Origin of the sequence: Luteimicrobium xylanilyticum, assembly GCF_009429125.1 — a bacterium.
Taxonomy (GTDB): Bacteria; Actinomycetota; Actinomycetes; order Actinomycetales; family Cellulomonadaceae; genus Luteimicrobium; species Luteimicrobium xylanilyticum.
On sequence record NZ_CP045529.1, the window covers coordinates 3,627,547 to 3,648,857 of the forward strand.

The 21,311-nt window shown below is 72.8% G+C and carries 14 protein-coding genes and 1 riboswitch; of the genes, 9 read left to right on the forward strand and 5 right to left on the reverse strand.

Annotated features, from left to right (window positions below):
* Window positions 1–9 precede the first annotated feature (9 nt).
* Window positions 10–795 (reverse strand): SDR family NAD(P)-dependent oxidoreductase, encoded by a 786-nt coding sequence (locus KDY119_RS16135; protein WP_051136323.1) that lies wholly within the window; start codon window positions 793–795, stop codon window positions 10–12.
* A 56-nt stretch (window positions 796–851) separates the two neighbouring features.
* Here KDY119_RS16135 and KDY119_RS16140 point away from each other — a divergent pair, with 56 nt between their 5' ends.
* From KDY119_RS16140 to KDY119_RS16160, 5 genes are all read left to right on the forward strand, one after another.
* A complete protein-coding gene (locus KDY119_RS16140; protein WP_036947529.1) occupies window positions 852–1,652 on the forward strand; it encodes an exodeoxyribonuclease III in 801 nt (266 codons plus the stop codon).
* Between the two features lie 78 nt (window positions 1,653–1,730).
* Window positions 1,731–3,713, forward strand: a complete 1,983-nt coding sequence (locus KDY119_RS16145; protein WP_148284037.1) for a glycosyltransferase — start codon at window positions 1,731–1,733, stop codon at window positions 3,711–3,713.
* Window positions 3,710–4,687, forward strand: a complete 978-nt coding sequence (locus KDY119_RS16150; RefSeq protein ID WP_036947531.1) for a class I SAM-dependent methyltransferase — start codon at window positions 3,710–3,712, stop codon at window positions 4,685–4,687. Before KDY119_RS16145 ends, KDY119_RS16150 begins: the two co-directional genes overlap by 4 nt.
* A complete protein-coding gene (locus KDY119_RS16155) occupies window positions 4,684–6,048 on the forward strand; it encodes a polysaccharide pyruvyl transferase family protein (RefSeq protein ID WP_051136324.1) in 1,365 nt (454 codons plus the stop codon). The genes KDY119_RS16150 and KDY119_RS16155 overlap by 4 nt, the downstream gene beginning before the upstream one ends.
* Window positions 6,049–6,085: 37 nt before the next feature.
* Window positions 6,086–6,622 (forward strand): DUF4190 domain-containing protein, encoded by a 537-nt coding sequence (locus tag KDY119_RS16160; protein WP_051136325.1) that lies wholly within the window; start codon window positions 6,086–6,088, stop codon window positions 6,620–6,622.
* 78 nt (window positions 6,623–6,700) lie between these two features.
* Here KDY119_RS16160 and KDY119_RS16165 read toward each other — a convergent pair whose 3' ends face one another.
* Together KDY119_RS16165 and KDY119_RS16170 are read right to left on the reverse strand one after the other, a co-directional pair.
* Window positions 6,701–9,190: a GH36-type glycosyl hydrolase domain-containing protein gene (locus KDY119_RS16165; RefSeq protein WP_036947532.1), complete on the reverse strand. Its 2,490-nt coding sequence runs from the start codon at window positions 9,188–9,190 to the stop codon at window positions 6,701–6,703.
* Between the two features lie 58 nt (window positions 9,191–9,248).
* Complete coding sequence (locus tag KDY119_RS16170; RefSeq protein ID WP_153022541.1) at window positions 9,249–11,459, reverse strand: NTP transferase domain-containing protein; 2,211 nt, start codon at window positions 11,457–11,459, stop codon at window positions 9,249–9,251.
* A 418-nt stretch (window positions 11,460–11,877) separates the two neighbouring features.
* Window positions 11,878–12,041, forward strand: a riboswitch (cyclic di-AMP (ydaO/yuaA leader).
* A gap of 1 nt (window position 12,042) precedes the next feature.
* On the opposite strand from KDY119_RS16170, the gene KDY119_RS16175 reads away from it, so the two are divergent.
* On the forward strand, window positions 12,043–12,858 hold the full coding sequence (locus KDY119_RS16175) for a C40 family peptidase (protein WP_051136326.1): 816 nt from the start codon (window positions 12,043–12,045) through the stop codon (window positions 12,856–12,858).
* Window positions 12,859–12,936: 78 nt separating this feature from the next.
* Here KDY119_RS16175 and KDY119_RS16180 read toward each other — a convergent pair whose 3' ends face one another.
* Window positions 12,937–14,211 (reverse strand): ROK family protein, encoded by a 1,275-nt coding sequence (locus tag KDY119_RS16180; RefSeq protein ID WP_036947533.1) that lies wholly within the window; start codon window positions 14,209–14,211, stop codon window positions 12,937–12,939.
* Window positions 14,212–14,348: 137 nt separating this feature from the next.
* Here KDY119_RS16180 and xylA point away from each other — a divergent pair, with 137 nt between their 5' ends.
* The 3 genes from xylA to KDY119_RS16195 all read left to right on the forward strand — a co-directional run bounded on the left by xylA (window position 14,349) and on the right by KDY119_RS16195 (window position 18,117).
* Complete coding sequence (gene xylA, locus KDY119_RS16185; RefSeq protein ID WP_036947534.1) at window positions 14,349–15,533, forward strand: xylose isomerase; 1,185 nt, start codon at window positions 14,349–14,351, stop codon at window positions 15,531–15,533.
* On the forward strand, window positions 15,533–16,993 hold the full coding sequence (gene xylB / locus KDY119_RS16190) for a xylulokinase (protein ID WP_036947535.1): 1,461 nt from the start codon (window positions 15,533–15,535) through the stop codon (window positions 16,991–16,993). Before xylA ends, xylB begins: the two co-directional genes overlap by 1 nt.
* Before the next feature lie 134 nt (window positions 16,994–17,127).
* A complete protein-coding gene (locus KDY119_RS16195; RefSeq protein WP_036947536.1) occupies window positions 17,128–18,117 on the forward strand; it encodes an acetylxylan esterase in 990 nt (329 codons plus the stop codon).
* A gap of 76 nt (window positions 18,118–18,193) precedes the next feature.
* On the opposite strand, the gene KDY119_RS16200 is transcribed toward KDY119_RS16195, so the two are convergent.
* Entirely contained in the window at window positions 18,194–21,247 is a 3,054-nt protein-coding gene (locus KDY119_RS16200) for an alpha-mannosidase (RefSeq protein ID WP_227994396.1), read from the reverse strand.
* Window positions 21,248–21,311: the final 64 nt, after the last annotated feature.

Genomic DNA, 21,311 nt, shown 5'->3' on the forward strand with positions numbered 1-21,311 from the left:
CGGGGCGGGTCAGTCCTTCTTCCAGCGGTTCCGCATGCCCGTGAGGCCGGTGGTGTCGAGCGCCCGGACCGCGGACCGCGGGATCGCACGCAGGAACCCGGACGCGACCTGGTAGCGCAGCGACGGCGTCGAGATCACCGCGCCGCGTCGGACGTCGGCGAGCGCCGTCGCGACGACCTGGTCCGCCTCGAGCCACGCGATGTCGGGCAGGCCCGACACGTCGATGTCCGCCCGGTCGTGGAACTCGGTGTGCGTGAGGCCGGGGCACAGGGCGGTCGCGGTGACGCCGGTGCCCTTGAGCTGGACGGCGAGCACCTCGGTGAACGTGCGGACCCAGGCCTTGTGCGCGGAGTACGTGCTGCTCGTGGTGAGGGCCGCGACCGACGCCACGTTGAGGATCGCGCCCCGTCCGCGCTCGACCATCGCCGGCGCGGCCGCGTGGGAGAGCACGAGGACGGCCTTGACGAGCACGTCCAGGGCCCTCAGCTCGACGTCGAGGTCCCCACCGACGAACGGCTGGTTCACGGGGAAGCCCGCGTTGTTGACGAGGAGGGAGACGGGTTGTTCTCGGTCCGCGACCCGCGCCGCCACCCGGTCCAGCCCCTCCTGCTCGGAGAGGTCCGCCGCGAGCACCTCGACCTGGACGCCCGCGGCCACGTGGAGCTGGCCGGCGAGGTCGGTGAGGCGCTCCTCGTCCCGGGCGACCAGGACGACGTCGTGCCTGTTGGTGGCCAGCTGCCACGCGAACTCGAGGCCCAGGCCCGAGCTCGCGCCGGTGATGAGTGCGGTCGCCATGCCCGCCACTGTAGGCGGTGGGTGGGGTGTTGGGGAGGGCCGATACGCTCGCCGTCATGCGCATCGCCACCTGGAACGTCAACTCGATCCGCAGCCGGGCCGACCGGGTCCTCGCGTTCCTCGAACGGTCGGGCACGGACGTGCTCGCGATCCAGGAGACCAAGTGCCGGGACGACCAGTTCCCCGCGCTGCCGTTCGAGCTCGCCGGGTACGAGGTGGCGCACGTCGGGCTCTCGCAGTGGAACGGGGTCGCGCTCCTGTCCCGCGTGGGGATCGAGGGCGTCGAGGTCGGCTTCCCCGACCAGCCCGGTTTCGGTGACCCGCTCGTGCGCGAGGCCCGCGCGATCGGCGCGACGTGCGGCGGGGTGCGGGTGTGGTCGCTCTACGTGCCGAACGGGCGCGTCCTCGACGACCCGCACTACCACTACAAGCTCGAGTGGCTCGCTCGGCTCCGCGACGCGGCCGAGGGCTGGCTCGAGGCCGACCCGACGCTCCAGGCCGCGCTGATGGGCGACTGGAACATCGCGCCCCTCGACACCGACGTGTGGGACCCCGCGCTGTTCGCGGGCCGGACCCACGTCTCCCCCGCCGAGCGCGAGGCGTTCGCCGCGTTCGCGCGGGCGGGGTGGACCGAGGTCACGCGCGAGCACCTGCCCGAGCCCGGGAAGTACACGTACTGGGACTACACCCAGCTCCGGTTCCCCCGGAACGAGGGCATGCGCATCGACCTCGCCTACGCGACGCCCGCGCTGGCCGCGCGCGTCACGGCGGTCGAGATCGACCGGAACGAGCGCAAGGGCAAGGGCGCGTCCGACCACGTCCCCGTGATCCTCGACCTCGCCGACGACGCCGCGTAGCCGGACGGCCGCCCGCGTGCGGCCCGGCGTTCACGGCGTGTTCGCGACCCGTTCGTCCGTCCACGGCACGCTCCGTGGATGGCCACCATGCGCAGCGTCCCGCTCGGCCGCGAGCCGGGCGACCTCGAGCTCAAGGACTTCGACGCCCTCACGGGCCGCCCCCTCGTCGTCGTGGGCAACGGACCGAGCTCGGCCATGCCCCGCTACGACGCCCTCCCGGCGGACGCCGTCGTCTTCCGGGTGAACTGGTTCTTCCTCGAGAGCCACTACCACGTCGGCCGCCACGTGGACGCGTGGTTCTCGGCCGTCCCGCACGCCCGGCTCGAGACGATGCTCGCGGACGAGGTGCGCAGCGGCCGCTACACGCTCGACCGGCTCGTGACCCCGGTCCGCGTCGCGTCGCACCGCGACACCGACAAGGGGGGCAACCCGTTCCTCGGGCTGGGTCTCACAGAGCTCGACTCGTGGTCCGTGACCGCCCGACACCCGCGCCTCGCCCGCCACTTCATGAGCCGGCCCGGCCTGCCCACGACGGGGCTGCAGGCGCTGGCCTTCGGGCTCGGCGTCGGCTTCCGGGAGATCTACCTCGCGGGGATCGACCTGTACGAGTCGAGCACGGCCCGGTACGGCTACACGGTCCCGGAGGCCGTGGAGAAGTCGCTCGCCGGCAAGGACCTCGCGCCCGGCTACGAGGACGCGCACGGGCTGGGCACCGACCTCGCGTTCCTGCGGGCCTGCCTGGTCGAGTTCCCCGACGCGCACGTCACCAACCTCGGCGCGTCCGAGACCCTCGGGCTCTACCTCCCCGGCCCGACGACGATCACCGACCGCCCGAGCCTCGCGACGCACCCGACGCCGCACCTGGGCGAGCCCAAGGCGCGCGCCGTCGTGACGCTGCCCGCGGTCCCCTCCGCCGACGGCGACGCGCTCGGCCCCGTCGAGGTCCGCGAGCCGCTCGACGGTCGCCTGTACGCGGAGGTCGACGGCCGCCGGTGCGCGTACGTGACCGTGGTCTCCGGCGACTACCACCACGGCGCCCGCGCGCTCGCCGGGTCGCTGCGCCGGGTCACCGACGTCCCCCTGCTCGCCCTGTGCACGCCCGACGCCGACACGGCCGCCCTCCTCGCGAGCGGCATCCACACGGTCGACGTCCCCGCGATCGTCAACCCCGTCGTCGCGGGTGCGGCCCCCACCACCGCCCGGCGCGTGCAGGACCGTTTCGCCGCCACGTACACCAAGCTGCACGCGTTCCGGCTCGACTTCCTGGACCGCGTCGTGTTCGTCGACTCGGACGCCGTCGTGCGCCAGAACGTCGACGAGCTCTTCGACGGCGACGACTTCGCGGCCGTGCCGGACGCCGGGCTCCGGCTCCCGACCGGGGAGGAGTTCAACTCGGGAGTCTTCGCGGCGACGCCGTCGGCCGACCTGTTCGCGCGGATGATGGCCGCGCTGCGGACCACGGCGTCCTCCGACGGTGGCGACCAGGGTTTCCTCAACGCGTTCGTCGACGCCTGGCGGCCGCTGCCGCTCGAGTACAACACGACGAAGCGGATCTTCTCCCACCACTCCGCCGTCTACCAGGACGAGGACGTCAAGATCCTGCACTACGTGGGTCCCAAGCCGTGGCAGCCCGCCGGGCCGGACGGGCGCTACGACGAGCTCGACCGGGAGTGGCTCGGGTACCTGACCCCGGGCGAGCTGCAAGACCTCGTCGCGTCCCTGCGGCGGGCTCCCGTCGCGCGCGCCGGCACCAAGGGCGCGCGTCAGGCCGCTGAACCCGCCCTCCGGACCGCCCAGCGCCTCGCGCGCGAGGGCCGGTGGGAGGCGGTCGAACCCACCCTCTGCGAGGCGTGGAGCACGCGACCGCCCACTCCCGGTGAGCTCCGCGAGCTCGGGTACGCGCTGCGCCGCCTCGGCCGCAACCGGGACGCGTTGCACGCGTTCCGCCGCGCGTGGGCGCTCGCCCCGACCAACGCGTCGATCGCCCGCGAGGTCCGCAGCGCCCGCGTGCACGCGCTCGCCAGGCCGGGCCGGTCCACGGCCGGACAGGTCGGCGCGTGACCTCGACGGTGCCCGAGCCGGCCCTGCTCGAGGCGCGGGTCGCGGCGGTGACGGAGGCCGTCGCCCGCGCGCGGCACCAGCCCGCCGACGACGAGCCCTTCCCGGGCGCCCACGCCCTGCCCACCATGCTCGCCCGCGAGGAGGTCACGCTCCTGCACGGTCTGGCGCGCGACGTCGTCGAGGGCTGGGGGGACGTCGTCGAGCTGGGGACGTTCCTCGGCGGGTCCACCGTCGCCCTCGGGACGGGGCTGCGCGAAGGCCGCTCCGGCCGGCCGCTCCCCCGGATCCACACGTACGACCTGTTCGTCCAGGAGGCCTGGCCGTCCTTCGGGGTCGCCGCCGGCGAGAACGTCCTCCCGCGCTGGGAGGCGACCGTCGCCGACGTCCGCGACCTCGTGGACGTGCACGTCGGCCCCCTGGCGGCGCACGACGCCCCGGGCGGACCCGTCGAGCTCCTCTTCGTCGACGTCGTCAAGCAGGCGTCGACCATGACGGAGACCATGCACGGGTTCGTGACGCTCACCCGCCCGGGCTCGGTGATCGTCCACCAGGACATGTTCCACTGGGGCTCGCCCTGGGTCCTCACGACCGTCTCCGCGCTCTGGGACCGCTTGGTCTACGTGGGCGAGGTCGCCCGGGCGAGCGGCGTCCTCGTCGTCGCCGAACCCCTCGACGACCTCGCCGACGCCGTCGACTGGGGCGCCCTGTCGACGTCGTCCCAGCTCGCGCTGATCGACGCGCTCGCCGACCGCTTCGAGCACCCGACCCTGCGCGGCACCATCGAGCTCGCGGCCCTGTTCCTCGCCAAGCTCACCGACCCGACCCTCTACGAGCACCGGCTCCGGCAGGCGCGCGCCACGGCGCACGGACCGCGCCTCACCCGCTACCTTGCCGAGGTCGAGGCCGCCGACGGCCACGGCGCGCTCCGTCCCGGGAGCCGCCCCGTCCCCCGACCGAAGGACCCGCACGCATGAGCCCGTTCCGCCTCTTCCACTTCGACATCCCCACCTACGGCAACTACGGGGACACGCTGCTCTTCGAGGCGGTCCGTCAGACGTTCGAGGGCTACGGCGGGCGCGAGGGCTTCGAGGTCTACGACACCCGGCCGCTGCGCGACGCCGTCGGGCCGCGCCTCGTCGACATGATCAACGCCGAGGCCGACGCCGTGGTCCTCGGCGGGGGCGGCCTCTTCCTCAGCGACACGAACCCGAACCGCCGCTCGGGCTGGCAGTGGAACATCTCGATCGAGCAGCTCCGCCGGCTCGAGAAGCCGCTCATCGTGTTCGCCGTCGGCAACAACCGGTTCTACGAGCAGCCCGACTTCGCGGAACCGTTCCGCGAGCACCTCGCGCTCACGGTCGAGAAGTCGGTCTTCTTCGGCCTGCGCAACCACGGCTCGGTACGCACCATCCGCGAGTACCTCCCGCCGTCGCTCCGCGACCGGGTGGTCTACCAACCCTGCCCGACGACGATCGCCTCGTCCCTGTTCCCCGACCTCGCCGACACCCCGGCCGCGCCGGGCCGGAGGATCGCCGCCCAGTCGATCGTCGGGAAGCGCCAGCTCCGCGCCGGCTTCGACGCCGAGGCGATCTACGCCGCCCAGGCCCGGGTGCTCGCGCGGCTCGCGAGCGAGGGCTGGGACGTGCGCAGCGTGCCGTTCTCCCGCGCCGACCTGCGCTTCGGCGAGGTCCTCGCCGAACACGGCGTCGACGCTCCCGAGACCCGGCTCTTCGGGGTGCGCGACGCGATGTTCCGCGGCCTCGAGGTGCTGCGGGAGAGCCCCACGTTCCTCGGCACGCGCGGCCACGCGCAGATGGTGCCGTTCGGCATGGGCGCGGTACCCGTCTCGCTGGACGTCCACCCCAAGACCGGGTACTTCGCGTCCGACCTCGGGCACCCGGAGTGGGCGCTCGACCCGCGCGACGCCGGGTTCGAGGAGAACCTCTACCGCACGCTCCACGACGTCGACGAGCGCGGCGACGAGCTCCGCGCCGAGCTCGCCGGCACGCGCGAACGGTTCCACAGGCTGACCATCGAGAACGTCGCCGGGATCCACCGGGAGCTCGGTGGTGCGGCCGTCGCCGCCGAGCACGTCCCGTTCACGCCTGCGGAGCGGCACCTCGCCCTGCGCGGGTTCCGCGCGTCGGCGGACCGCTCGGCGAGCGAGGGCGCACTGCGCACGGTGCGCGCCGAGCTCGCGACCGCGCGCGAGCAAGCCTCCCCCGCGCCTGCGCCGGTCGCCCCTGCGGCGACCGTGAACCCGCCGTTGCGTCCAGCCACGGCACCGTTCCTCGTCCGGGCGGCCCGCAAGGCCAAGCGGACCCTGGTCCGCTGAGCGCGCCGAGCGCCCAGGACCCGGTACCGTCTCGGCCATGACGATCCCACCGTCCGACGGCGCACCTCCGGACCCGTACGCCACCCCGTCCGCCGGTGCCTCCCAGGACCCGAAGCAGCCCCAGCAGCCGAACCCCGCCTACCCGCCGTACGTGCCGCCGTCGTACGGGCAGGTGCCGCCGCCCTACGGGCAGCAGCCCTACCCGGCGCAGCCGAACCCGCAGCAGCCGTACGGCACCCCACCCCCGTACGGCACCGGCTACCCGTCGCCCTACGGCGGCTACGCGCCCGGGTACCCGGGGCCGCAGCGCCGCAACGGACTCGCCGTCGCGTCGATGTGGACCTCGATCGGCGGGATCGTCACGTGCGGGCTCGCCGGGTTCGTCGGGCTGGTGCTCGGGATCGTGGCGCTCCACCAGATCAGGCGGGACGGCACGGCAGGCCGCGGTATGGCGATCGCAGGGATCGTCGTGGGCGCGGTCTTCATCCTGTTCTTCCTGGGGTGGGTCGTCGCGGGCGTCAGCGACTTCCAGACGGGCTGGCACGAGGGCTGGGACGAAGGGATCAACACCTGAGACCCTCGACCGCGCACGACGACGGCCGCGCTCCCCTCACGAGGAGCGCGGCCGTCGTCGTACCGGAACGAGGGCGGGTCAGCCCAGCGTCACGACGACGTTCACCGTCGACCCGGCGGGCGCGGCCGGGATCGGGGTCCCGGGCTCGTGCGCGACGCCGTCGACCGTCACGGACGCGACCCCGTGCGAGACGTGCTCGGGGTTGCGGACCTCGATCTCGTAGACCGCGCCGCGCCACTCGCGCCGGACGTCGAACCCGTCCCAGTCGGCGGGGATCGACGGGTCGACGACGAGGCCGTCGAGCGCGAGCCGGACGCCCAGGACGTACTTGGTCACGGCCGTGTACATCCAGCCGGCGGTACCGGTCAGCCACGGGTTCTGCGCCTTGCCGAACCACTCGTGGTCGCGGCCGTAGAGGAACTGGACGTACGCGTACGGCTCGGCGCCGCGGACCTCGATGTTGTCGTTCTGGTTGAACGGCAGGATCGAGTCGTAGAACTGGACGGCCTCGTCGCCGCGCCCGAGGAGCGCCTCGGCGATGATCGGCCACGCGTTGGGGTGGCTGAAGATCGCGGCGTTCTCCTTGATGCCCGGGTAGACGCGGGTCACGAACCCGACGGTGTCGTCGACCTTGGTGAACGCCGGCCAGTTGAGGTGGCTGCCGTACTCGGAGCCGAGCAGCTCGCGCACCGAGTCCATCGACGCCTCGCCGCGCTCCTGCGACGTGATCCCCGCGATCACGGGCCACGCCTGGTGCTCGAGGAAGATCTTGCCCTCGTCGTTGGCCGCGGAGCCGATCTTCACGCCGTCGCGGGTGTAGCCGCGGATCCACCAGCGGCCGTCCCACAGCTCGGCGTCGGCGACGCCGCGGATGCGGTCGAGCTCCGCCGTCCAGCGCTCGACGTCCTCGGACGCGGACGCGTCACCGGCCGCTCGCCTGTGCTCACAGATCTCCAGGAACGCCCGGATCGCCCACGCGTGCAGGAACGTCACGAGCGACGTCTCCCCGCCGCCCAGGTTGAGGCAGTCGTTCCAGTCGGCGCGCAGGCCGAGCGCGACGCCGTTGGGCCCGACCTGCTCGGCCGAGAACTCCAGCGCGCGGCGCAGGTGCTCGTACACGGTCGCGGGGGTGCCCTGCGCGAACGGGACCTCGAGGTCCAGGAACGCGAGGTCCCCGGTCTCCTTGACGTACTCGACGACGGACGGGACGAGCCACAGGTGGTCGTCCGAGCAGGTGTCCTCGAGCCCGTGGATGAGGTCCGCGACGTTCGGGGTCGGGACGATCGTCGGGGACGGCACGTCGGGGAGCTGCTCGGCGTCGGGGTCGAACGCCTTGGGGTCGAACAGGTGCAGCCCGTAACCCTGCTCGGTCTGCGCACGCAGGAGCTCGAGGATGCGCTGGCGTGTCTTCGTCGGGTTGGAGTGGATGACGCTCATGACGTCCTGGGCCGTGTCGCGGTAGCCCAGCCCGTTGCGTCCGCCGACCTCGACGAACGACGCGAACCGCGACCACACGACGCACGTCTCCGCCTGGAGCAGCGTCCACGAGTTGATCATCGTGTTCATGCCCTCGTGGGGCGTGCGGATGCGGAGCTTGTCCTGCTTGGCGTGCCAGTAGTCGCGCAGGCGCTGGAACTCGAGATCGACCGCCGGCAGAGCGGGGGGCTCAGCCGACGCGACGTCGGAGTACTTCGCCTGCATGGCGCGGCCGGCCTCGTCCCGCGAGCCGTAGCCCAGCAGGTAGACGAGGCGCTTGGTCTCGCCCGGCTGCAGGACGACCTTGTGCTGGAGCGACCCGCAGTGGTTCTGGGTCGTCGCGCTCTGGTTGCTCCCTGCGCCCCGTTCGACCGCGACCGGGTTCGTCTCGGTCCGGTAGGGGCCGATGAAGTTGTCGCGCAGCGAGTCGTACGACGACGGCGTCTCGCTCGACGCGACGTAGTGGAACGTCCACGGCTCGTAGTAGAAGTCGTACTCGATGATGCCGTCCGCGTACGACGAGCCGGACGCGTACAGCGACATCTGCAGGTTCTGGTTGTCGATCGTGATCGTGTGGAAGCTGAACTCGACGTACGACGCGACCGTCAGCTCGCGCACCCGGTCCGACGTGTTGGTGACGCGCACGTCCCACACCTCGACGTCGTCGTCGAGCGGGATGAAGACGGTCTGCTCGGTGTCGATGCCGCGGTACTCGGAGCGGAAGCGCGTGTAGCCCATGCCGTGGCGGGTGGTCCACCGTCCCTTGGCGCCCGGCCCGGCCGCGGCGTCGGGCTCCTCGCCCGGCTCCACGAACGGCTTGCCCACCGGCTGCCAGGACGCCGACCAGTAGTCACCGTCGGCGTCGTCGCGCAGGTACACGTAGTGGCCCGGACGGTCCAGGGGCACGCCGTTCTGGCGGAACCGCGAGATCCGGCCGTACTGCGAGCTCTTGTAGTACGAGTAGCCGCCCCCGTGGTGGGACAGCACGGTGCACATGTTCTTCGTGCCCAGGTAGTTCGTCCACGAGACCGGGACGTCGGGGCGGTCGATCACGTACTCGTCGGCGTCGGTGTCGAAGAATCCGTAGCGCATGGGTGAGGCGTCCTTGCTCGTGCTGGTCGTTCCGGGGTGGGGAGGCGATGGGACGGGCTCAGACGCCCGCGGTGACGAAGCCCTTGAGCCACTCGAGCAGCTCCTCGGCCTTCTCGGGCGAGTCGGCCTCGACGAACATCCGGAGCACCGGCTCGGTGCCCGAGAAGCGCAGGAGCGCCCAGTTGTCGTTCTCGAGGAGGATCTTGGTGCCGTCGAGGTGGGAGACGCTGACGACGGGGTACGGGCCGACGTGCGTGAGCGGCTCGGCCTCGAGCCGGCGCGGTACCGCGACGCGCATCTCGGGGGTCGAGGGGACGCCCGCCTCGAGCGTGTACAGGCGGCCCGTGATCGCGTAGACCATCTCGCGCAGCTCGGAGATCCGCTTGCCCGTGCGGGCCAGCATCTCGACGACGAGCGCGCACGCGAAGATGCCGTCCTTGCCGAGGATCCAGCCGCGGATCGTGAGGCCGCCCGACGACTCGCCGCCGAGGACCGCGCCGATCTCCTCCATGCCCGCGGTCACGTGCTTGAAGCCGACCTTGACCTCACGCGACTCCTCGCCGAAGTGCGCTGCGAGGCGGTCGAGCAGGTGCGTCGTCGCGAGGTTGCGGACGACGCCGCCCTTCTCCCCACGCACCTCGTGCAGGTACCAGTACAGGAGCAGGAGGAGGTCGTTGGTGGTGATGTACTCGCCGGTCTCGTCGACGATCCCGATCCGGTCGGAGTCGCCGTCGGTCGCCATCCCGAGCGCGTACCGGCCGCCGCCGGAGCGGATCATCTCGATGAGCGCGGACAGGCGCTGCAGGTCGGGGGCAGGTGCGATGCCTCCGAACAGCGGGTTGTGCTGCGCGTGGATGAACTCGGCGCGCACGCGCATGTCGCCGAGGATCGTGCCGAGCGTGAGCTGGCTGGTCCCGTACATCGGGTCGACGACGACCTGCAGGTCGGTGCCGCGCACCGCCTCGACGTCGACGATCTTCTCGATCGCGTCGATGTAGGGGTCCGTGAGCGTCCGGTCGACGACGACGCCCGCCGCGCGGGCGAGATCGAGGTCGAGCGTGATGACGTCGTCCACGGACATGGCGTTGGCCTCGTCCTGGTACCGGTCGGTCTCGTCGTCGAGCGGCAGCGAACCGTCGGCGCGGAACACCTTGATGCCGTTCCACTCGGGCGGGTTGTGGCTCGAGGTGACGATGATCCCGTACGCCGCCCCGAGGTAGGGAGCGGCGAACGTGACGAGCGGGGTGGGGACGTCGTCGGGCAGGAGGGTGACCGGGATGTTGTTGCCGGCGAAGACCTCGGCGGCCGCGATCTTGGACTCCTCGGAGAGGAACCGGCGGTCCCCGCCGACGACGACGCCGCGCGACTCGAGTCCCTGGCGCGTGGTCTCGTTGGCGATGGCTTGGGACAGGCGGCGCACGTTGGCGAGCGTGTAGCCCTCGCCGATCACCGCCCGCCAGCCGCCGGTGCCGAAGTGGATGGTCGTGTCGGTGTTCTTCTTCGGCATGAAGAGCCGCTTGAGCAGGATGTCCGCCGCGTCCTGCAGCTCGGCCGGCGAGTTGATGCCGTGGACCTCGTCGGTGTCGTAGATCTGGTACGTCTCGACGCGGCGGCCGTCGGCGATCGTGCGGTGCGCGAGGTCGGTGAGCCGGTCCGCGCCTGCGGCGACCAGCTCGTCGAGGACCTCGAACAGGAAGGCCGGCGCCGCCACGTACGCGCCGACGTTGATCTCGTGCCCGTCCTCGGTCTCGCCCGCCGCGGGCTCCGATCCGGCGCTCACGATGGCGGTGACCCTGCCGTCGGAGCGGACCACGCGGTCGTAGGCGGGCCGCGGCTCGGCGAGCACGGCGGTGAGGAACGTGAGGTCGGCGTCCTTGAGGGCGTGCCGGGTCAGCAGCCCGAGGAGCGACTCGCTGCGCAGCAGCGGCGTGTCCCCGTAGGCGACGAGCACGACGTCCGCGTCTCCCGGGAGCGCACCGCGCGCGGCCAGCGCGGCGGGGCCGGTGCCCTCCGCGCCGGTCTGCTCGACGTACGTGAGGTCGGGGCCGAGCAGCTCGCGCACGCGGGTGTCGCCCTGGGCCACGACGACGACGGTGCGGTCCCGGTCGACGACCTGCGTGAGCGTCTCGAGCGCGCGCTGGACGACCGTCGAGTCGCCCAGGGGCTGCGTGAGGACGTCGTGGGAGGCGGCGTCGTGCCCGGCGGCGAGCAGGACGGCAGCGCGCCGGGAGAGCTGCTGGCGGGCGGGTGCGGCCTGGGTGCTGGGCATGACCTGGTCCTCCGGTCGGCTGGTGCGCCGGCGGCCCCGGCGACACGGAGCCGTTTTGAACGGCTCCCTTCCTTATTCCGCAGCCTACACGGGACGCCACGCCCGGGGCGACCCCCGGCACACACCCGAGAAACCCGACATCCCGGGCTTCGACACGCCCGTGGGAGCGCTACCGGATGTGAAGGTTTACGGCACGGGCGTACCGACGATCTCGGGGGTATCCGGGCGGTTAACGCCTGTTCTGTCATAACCGAGACCGAGTGTCACCGACCGGTTCCCACCGGGGCCTAGCCGGTCAACTCGGGCACACGCAAGTCCTCGTTACATATTTGTGACCTCCGGGGTCCGTTGCCTAGCCTCGATCCGCTGACGGCTGCACGACCCCCCGTCCGCCCCGACCCGGAACGCCGAGCGCTGCCACCGGGAAGGGCCCATGACCCGTGGCAGCGACGGGGGACCCACCTTCGGGGGCCCGGGCCATGACGGACCGGACCTCCTCGGGGTGAAGCCGCGCAAGCGGCCGGGCACGTACCTCCCGCCCGAACCCGACAGCTCACCTCGCAGGCGTGAGAGGTACAACACCATGCTCCGAACCCGTGAGCAGGGCGCCGTGCGCCCTGAGGGTGGTCGTCCGCGCCGATTCGGCCGTGTCGCGACCACCGCAGGCCTCCTCGTCGGCCTCGTCGGCGGCGGTCTCGTCGCCACCGCAGCCGCTACCCCCGCAGCTGCCGCCACGGCCACCAAGGCCGTCCACAAGTCGACGCCGTCGCTGTCTCTCAAGATCAGCGACAAGTCGTACTACAAGAACAAGCCGCCGCTCGTGAAGGTCACCTCGACGACACGCGGCAAGGCCACGACCGGCAAGGTCTACTTCCGCGTCAGCGGCAAGCTCGTCGCCATCCGCACGCTCAAGCACGGCAAGGTGACCTACCGCCTCTCCAAGCACCTCAAGGTCGGCCACCATCGCGTCCGCGCGACGATCCACCCGGCGCACCCCAGCAGCGTCAAGAGCCGCACCAAGTACACGACGGTGCACACGCACAAGTACTCGTCGCGCGTCGTCGAGAGGGCCGTGAAGTACACCGGCACCCGTTACGTGTACGGCGGCTCGAGCCCTCGCGGCTTCGACTGCTCGGGCTTCACCAAGTACGTGTACTCGCACACGAAGGTGAAGACGCTCCCCCGTACGTCGTCGGGCCAGCGCCACGCGGGCAAGGTCGTGTCCAAGAAGCACGCCAAGCCCGGCGACCTCGTCTACACGCCCGGCCACGTGGGCATCTACGTGGGCGGCAACAAGATCATCGACGCCCCGCGCCCCGGCAAGTCCATCCACGTGCGCAGCATGTGGCGGGCGAGCTGGACCTTCATCCACGTGAAGGCGAAGGCCAACTCGATCTGATGCGACGGGCCAGGCGCCTGCACGCACCGAGAGCGCCGAGACGGAACGCGAGCCGTTCCGTCCCGGCGCTCTCGGCGTCTACAGGCGTTCCAGCGTCTCGAGGAAGTCGCTGGGCGCCTGCACCAGGTCCCGCAGGACGGCGCGTGCCCCGCCCATGAGGGCCGCGTACCCGGACACGGGCGCGGGGCGCACCACGATCCGCTCCCACGGCGAGGCCAGGACGCGCGTCCGCAGCTCGGCCTCGAGCTGCGGACGCAGGTCTTCGGCGAGGGTCGCGTAGACGCCGCCGAGGAACACCGTGTCGAGGTCGAGCAGGTTGACGAGCGTCGAGAGCGCCGTGCCGAGGGCCTTCCCGGCCCGCCCGACGACGGCGCGCGCCCGCTCGCCAGGCTCCCCTCCCCCGGCCAGCGCCTCGAGGACCGGGGTGAGGTCGCCGGACGCTGCGCCGTCGGGCCGGGCGGCCACGGAGGCCTCGAGGCCCAGTCCGCGCAGGATCGCGTCCTTGCCGGCGAGCTGCTCGAGGCAGCCCGTCGCTCCGCACCGGCAGCGCGGCCCCGCCGGATCGACGACGACGTGACCGATCTCCCCCGCCCAACCGTGCCGGCCGAGGTACAGCTCGCCGTCGAGGACGATCGCGGCACCGATGCCGACGTCACCCGAGACGTGCACGAAGGTGGTGCCGTCGTGGCCGGAGGACGCGAACTGGCCGAACGGGAGCTGGGCGAGCCCTGCGAGGTTAGCCTCGTTGGCGATCTCGACGCTTGCGGGCAGCAGTCCGAGCAGCGGCACCGGCGCGAGCGACTCCCAGCCGAGGTTCGGGGCGACCTGGAGGAAGCCGGCACGCGCGTCCACGAGGCCGGGCAGCGCGAGCCGGGTGCCGGCGACCTGCATGCCGTCGGCCTCGACCTCGGCGACGACGTCGCGCGCGAGGTCGCCCAGGCGGGCGAGCACGCGGACGGGGTCGCTGCCCGAGAAGTCGGCGGGCGCAGCGCCCGGCGCACCTTCGATGCGTTCGGCGACGGTCGCTCCCGACAGGTCGAGCGCGCGCACGCCGACGTAGTCGACGTTGACCTCGAGCCCGAGCCCGACGACGGTCCGTGAGGCGGGCACGAGCGGCACCGCCGGGCGTCCGACCTGGCCGGGCGCGGGCGCGAGCTCGGCGACGACGCGCCCGGCGACGAGCTGGTCGACGAGCGAGCCGACCGTCGCGCGGGTGAGCCCGGTCGCGAGGGCGACGGCGGCCCGGGACAGCGGTTCGGGCGAGCCGAACACGCTGCGGGCGACGAGTGCGAGGTTGTGCTCGCGCAGCGAGGCCTGCCGAGCCTTGGGGGTGGCGACGCCGGGGAGCTCCATGAGTCTTGACCCTACCCGCGCCACGCGTTAAGTTCATCCATACAACAAAGGGCTCGGTCCTCGCTCCCGCGCGGCCGGCCCACCGACCAGGTCCCTGATCCCCAGGGACCTCCCATCTCGATGAGGAGCACCCCCGGATGAGCACCCCCGCGGCCACCCCTGACTTCAAGTTCTCGTTCGGTCTCTGGACCGTGGGCTGGCAGGCCCAGGACCCGTTCGGCGACCCGACGCGTGCCGCGCTCGACCCGGCCGAGTCCGTGCGCAAGCTCGCGGACATCGGCGCGTGGGGCTTCACGTTCCACGACAACGACGTCTTCCCGTTCGACGCCGACGACGCGGACCGCCGCGCGCGCATCGACTCCGTCAAGAAGGCCGCCGACGAGACCGGCCTCGTGATCGAGATGGTCACGACCAACACGTTCACGCACCCCGTCTTCAAGGACGGCGCGTTCACGTCGAACGACCGCGGCGTCCGCCGCTTCGGCCTGCGCAAGATCCTCCGCAACGTCGACCTCGCCGCCGAGCTCGGCGCGCAGACCTTCGTCATGTGGGGCGGCCGCGAGGGCGTCGAGTACGACAACTCGAAGGACCTGCACGCCGCGCACGCCCGCTACGCCGAGGGCATCGACACCGTCGCCGCGTACATCAAGGAGAAGGGCTACGACCTGCGCATCGGCCTCGAGCCGAAGCCGAACGAGCCCCGCGGCGACATCTTCCTGCCGTCGATCGGCCACGCGCTCGCCCTCATCGCGACGCTCGACAACGGCGACATCGTCGGCCTCAACCCCGAGACCGGCCACGAGCAGATGGCCACGCTCAACTACACGCACGGCCTCGCGCTCGCCCTCTACGCGGGCAAGCTCTTCCACATCGACCTCAACGGCCAGCACGGCCCGAAGTTCGACCAGGACCTCGTGTTCGGCCACGGCGACCTCCTGTCCGCGTTCTTCACGGTCGACCTGCTCGAGAACGGCTTCCCGAACGGTGGGCCGAAGTACGAGGGTGCCCGCCACTTCGACTACAAGCCGTCGCGCACCGAGGGCCCCGACGGCGTGTGGGACTCCGCCCGCGCCAACATCGAGACCTACTCGCTCCTCGCCAAGAAGGCCAAGCAGTACCGCGAGGACCCCGAGGTCCAGAAGGCGTTCGAGCACGCCGGCATCTTCGAGCTCGGCCAGTCCACGCTCGGCGAGGGCGAGACCTTCGACCAGTTCCTGGCCGACCCGACGACGCGCGAGACGTTCGACCTCGACGCCGCCGCGGAGCGTGAGTACGGGCTCGTCGCGCTGCACCAGCTCGCGCTCAAGCACCTCGTCGGCTGATGAGCGGCATCCTTGTCGCCGGCGTCGACTCGTCGACGCAGTCGTGCAAGGTCGTCGTCCGTGACGCGGAGACCGGGGCGCTCGTGCGCTCCGGCTCCGCGTCGCACCCCGACGGCACCGAGGTGCACCCCGACGCGTGGTGGGACGCGTTCACCGTCGCCGCCGCAGCGGCCGGCGGCCTCGGCGCGGACTCCGGCGTGGCCGCGATCGCAGTCGGCGGGCAGCAGCACGGCATGGTGCTGCTCGACGCCGACGGCGAGGTCCTGCGCCCGGCGCTCCTGTGGAACGACACCCGGTCCGGCGAGTCCGCGGCAGCGCTGGTCGACGAGCTCGGAGCCGCCGCGTGGGCCGAGGCCGTCGGGTCCGTGCCCGTCGCGTCGCTCACGGTCACCAAGCTGCGGTGGGTCGCCGACCACGAGCCCGACCTCGTCGGCCGGATCGCGGCCGTCGCCCTGCCGCACGACTGGCTGACCTGGCGCATCGCCGGCTACGGCCCGCGGTCGCAGGGCCTCGAGCCCGACCTCGGCGCGCTCACGACCGACCGGTCCGACGCGTCCGGCACCGGGTACTGGGGTCTCGACGCGTACCGGCGCGACCTGCTCGCGCGGGGACTCCGGGTCGACGAGGCGACGGCGGAGCGGATCGTCCTGCCGCGCGTCGTCGGGCCGGGCGAGGCGGCCGGGACCACCCAGGGGTCCGAGACCGTGCCCGCGGGGATCGTCCTCGGGGCGGGAGCCGGCGACAACGCCGGCGCCGCGCTCGGGCTCGGCATGAGCGCGGGCGACGTCGCGATCTCGATCGGGACGTCGGGGGTCGTGTCCGCGGTCGCGGACCGGCCCAGCGCCGACGCGTCCGGTCTGGTCAACGGCTTCGCCGACGCGACCGGGCGGTACCTGCTGCTCGGGGTGACCCTCAACGCGAGCCGCGTGCTCGACGCCGCGCGCAGCATCCTCGGTGTCGACCACGTCGGCCTGTCGAAGCTGGCGCTGGGCGCACCCGCCGGGGCCGACGGCCTCGTCCTCGTCCCGTACCTCGAGGGCGAACGCACGCCCAACCGGCCCGACGCGACCGGCTCGTTCCACGGCCTGCGCCTCGCCAACGCCACCCCGGAGCACGTGGCGCGAGCCTCCGTCGAGGGCATGCTCTGCGGGCTCGCAGACGGTCTCGACGCGCTCGTCGCGCAGGGTGCCGAGGTCGGGCGACTGCTGCTCATCGGCGGCGGCGCCCGCTCGGAGGCCGTGCGGCAGCTCGCACCGAGCGTCTTCGGACGGCCGGTCGAGGTCCCGCCGCCCGGCGAGTACGTCGCCGACGGCGCCGCCCGACAGGCCGCGTGGGCCCTCGCCGGCGCGGCCGAGCCTCCCGTGTGGACGGGGGGCGACGGCGGGCCGACGCTCACGTTCGACGGCGAGCCCACGCCCGTGGTCCGCGAGCAGTACGCCGCGGTCCGCGACCTGGGCTGAGTCCGGGCCGCCCCCGGGCCGACCCTCGGTACCCCGACGGCCGCGGCGCCGGCGGTGACGTTGCTTCAGGTAACGTCACCGTCGGCGCCGCGGCCGTTGCCGTCGGCGTACCCGAACGAGAAGCAGAGAGAGCAATGCCGCTGACCGACCTGCCCCTCGAGTCCCTCCGCGCCTTCCGGCCCGAGGTACGCGAGCCCGCCGACTTCGACGCCTTCTGGACCACGACGCTCGCCGAGTCCCGGGCCGCGGGCGCCGACCGTCCCGTGCTGCGCGAACCCGCCGACACCCCGATCACCGGGCTGGTCATCGAAGACCTCACCTTCCCCGGGTTCGACGGCGAGCCCGTCAAGGCGTGGCTCACCCGCCCGCTGCTCCAGGACGGCCGCGAGGGTGACGAGCTCCCCGCCGTCGTCGAGTTCAACGGCTACAACGGCGGCCGCGGGCTGCCCGGCGAGCGCGTCGGCTGGGCGCTCGCGGGCTACGTGCACGTGTTCATGGACACGCGCGGGCAGGGCAGCGGCTGGGGCTCCGGCGGCGACACCCCCGACCCCCACGGCTCGGGTCCCGCGCAGTCCGGCTGGATGACACGCGGCATCCACGACCCCGCGGACCACTACTACCGCCGCGTCTACACCGACGCCGTCCGCCTGCTCGACGCCGTCCGCGCCCTCCCCGAGGTCGACCCCACCCGGATCGCCGTGACCGGTGGCAGCCAGGGCGGTGGGATCGCCATCGCCGCGGCCGGCCTCGTCCCGGACCTCTGGGCCGTGATGCCCGACGTCGCGTTCCTGTGCGCGTGGGAACGCGGGCTCCAGGTGGCCCTGAGCGACCCGTTCCAGGAGCTCGGTCGCTACCTCGCCGTCCACCGCGACCAGCGCGAGACCGTCCTCACCACCGCGTCGTACCTCGACGGCGTGAACTTCGCCAAGCGCATCACCGCACCCGCGCTCTTCTCGGTCGCGCTCATGGACGCCGTCGTGCCGCCGTCGACGACGTTCGCCGCGTTCAACGCGCTCGCGTCCACCGACAAGCACATCGAGGTCTACCCCGAGAACGGGCACGAGGGCGGGCAGACCTACCAGTGGTTGAAGCAGGTCGAGTTCCTCAAGGCCCGCGGCGCCTGACTCCCCCGCGACGTAGGCCGCCCGGCGGGGTACCTCGCGAGGTGCCCCGCCGGGCGGCCTACGTCGGGGGTGCGGGTCAGGAGCGGGCGAAGCGCAGGGTGACGATCTCGAACGGGCGCAGCGCCAGCGGCGACGCGAGGTCGACGTCCGCGCCGTCGTCGAGCGGGCGCTCGAGAAGGTCGGTTCGGGTGACGCCCGAGGCGTCGAAGCCCGGCGTGACCGTCGCCCGGGCGTGCCCGCCCAGCGACTCGTAGAGCCGCACCACGACGTCGCCGCTGTGGTCCTCCGCCAGCTTCACCGACTCGACGACCACCGCACCCGCCGGGTCGTCGACGGTGACGAGCGGCTCGACCGGCCCGGCGCCCTCGACGACGCGCGGCGCCAGGTTGGCCGCGTAGCCGTCCCGGACGGCGTCGGCCAGGTCCGCGCCCACGTGGAGCACGGTGAGGAACCGGTGCTCGCCCTGGTCGGCGTCGGGGTCCGGGAACAGCGGCGCCCGCAGCAGCGACTCGCGGACCGTGGTGACCGTGGATCCGGCGGAGCCGTCGTCGACGGTCGTGCGCTGGACGTCGTGGCCGTACGTGGCGCTGTTCGCGACCGCGACGCCGTAGCCCGGCTCGGCGACGTGCACCCAGCGGTGCGCGCAGATCTCGAACTTGGCCGCGTCCCACGGCGTGTTCGCGTGCGTCGGGCGGAACACGTGCCCGAACTGCGTCTCGGACGCGGAGCGGTCGGCGTGCACCGCGAGCGGGAACGCGAGCTTGAGCAGCTTCTGCCGCTCGTGCCAGTCGACGACCGTCTCGACGGTCAGTGCCGCCGAGCCGCGGGCGAGCGAGAGCCGCTGCCGCACGGTAGACGCGCCGAACGCGCGCCGCACCTCGACGACGACCTCGTCCGCCGACGACGCCGCGACCTCGATGCCGAGCACGTCGACGAGGTCGGTCCGCTCGTCGAGGTACTCGTGGTCGATGTCCCACGCGTCCCACTGCCGCGGGGTGTCGCGGTGGAGCTGGAGCAGGTTCGCGGCGAGGCCGGCGGGCACGAGCTCACGGTCCGCGCGGAGGTCGTGGATCGAGTCGACGAGCCCCCGGGCGTCGACGTGCACCGCGACCAGGCCGTTGGCGAGCGTGTGCCCGCCGGCGCCGTCGTCGGCGGTCTCCTCGATTGCCACGGTGACGTCCGGGCCCTCGGCGGCTGCGGCGGGCGCCGCGCCCAGCGCGGCCACGCCGTCCCGCACGTGCGGGGTCGCGTTGAAGACCAGCGGCGTGTCGCCCGAGCCCGCGAGCGCCGCGAGCGACGTCCCGACGATCTCCTCCAGAGTTGCAGCGACCTCGGCGTACCCGGCCTCGGCGTCGCGGTAGACCCACGCGATGGAGCTGCCGGGCAGGATGTCGTGGAACTGGTTGAGCAGGACGGTCTTCCACGCCTGGTCGAGCGCCTCGTGCGGGTACGGCACGCCGTTCCTGACCGCGGCGGTCGCGGCCCACAGCTCGGCCTCGCGCAGCAGGTGCTCGCTGCGGCGGTTGCCCTGCTTGGTGCGCGCCTGGGAGGTGTAGGTGCCGCGGTGGAACTCGAGGTACATCTCGCCGCTCCACACGGCGGGGCGTTCGAGCCCGGCCTCGGCCGCCTCGAAGAAGTCGTACGGGCTCGCGACCCGGACCTCGGCGACGCCCTCGGTGGACGCGTACCGCCGCGCCCGGGCGAGCATCTCGGCGGTCGGCCCGCCGCCGCCGTCGCCGTAGCCGAACGGCACGATCGACGCGTCGAGCTCGCCCTTCTCACGGTTGTTGCGGGCGGCGTGGTCGAGCTCGCGGGCTGCGAGCTCGGCGTTGTAGGAGTCGACGGGCGGGAAGTGCGTGAGCAGGCGGGTCCCGTCGATGCCCTCCCAGAGGAAGGTGTGGTGAGGCATCGCGTTGGTCTCGTTCCACGACAGCTTCTGCGTGAGCATCCACCGGTTGCCGGCGAGCTTCGCGATCTGCGGGAGCGCACCCGAGTACCCGAAGGAGTCGGGCAGCCAGACGTCGCGCGTCTCGACGCCGAGCTCGTCGCGGAAGAACGACTTGCCCGTGAGGAACTGCCGGACCATCGCCTCACCGCCGGGCATGTTGGTGTCGGACTCGACCCACATCCCCCCGACCGGCACCCAGCGCCCCTCGGCGACCTTCTCCTTGATGCGCTCGAACAGGTCCGGGTAGGACTCCTTGATCCACGCGTACTGCTGTGCCGACGAGCACGCGAACACGAGGTCCGGGTCCTCGTCCATGAGCGTCACGACGGTCGAGAACGTCCGCGCGGCCTTGCGCACGGTCTCGCGCACGGGCCACAGCCAGGCGGAGTCGATGTGCGCGTGCCCGACGGCGTAGGCCTGGTGGGCGCTCGCGTTGGCCGGGGCCTCGAGCTCGGGGACGAGGAGCTTGCGCCCCTCGGCGGCGGTGCCGGGGACGTCGTCGGGGTCGACGACGGCGACCAGGCGGTCGAGCGCGCGCAGCACCCGCGCGTAGCGGGCGCCGTCGTCGGGCAGGACGCGGAGCAGGTCGCGCAGGGCCTGGGCGTCGTGCCACAGCTCGTCGACGCCGGCGTCGACGGTGACGAGGTCGGCGCGCCGCAGGACGTAGAGGGGGTCGGTCCCGGCGGTCGCGCGCTCGCCGAGGGTCGTCGGCTGGAACTCGGGCACGTGGCCGAGGACGGTCGGGTTCCCCGCGGCCTCGACCCACACGTCGACCGGCTCGCCGGCGGGCCACGACAGCGCCCGGTTCCGGGGGTTGAGGCCCTTGAGCGGGCGGCCGTCGGCGGACCAGAACTGGCCCTCCGCCTGGAAGCCGGGGTTGACGTCGGTGAAACCGAGGTCGACGACGACCTGCGCCGGGCCGCTCGTGGAAGCGGCCGGCGCCGGACCGGTCAGGTGCAGCCACGTCGTGCTCCACGGCGCGCCCCACGCGTGCCCGGGCTCGACGCGGACGCCGTCGTGCGCCGTCGCCTCCGCGAACGGCACGGGCTCGCCCGGCGCCTCCCACGCGGTGACGTCGAGCGGGACGACGCCCGCCTCCCGGTGCGGCGCGAGCCGTTCGAGGAGGAACCGGTCGACCCGCATGAGCGTGAGGTCGGCGGCGGTGGGCATGACTTCGGGCATGGCGGAGCACCCTTCGGGGTCGGGAGGTGGGACGTCTGAAGCAGGGCGACGGAGGGCGGAGCGC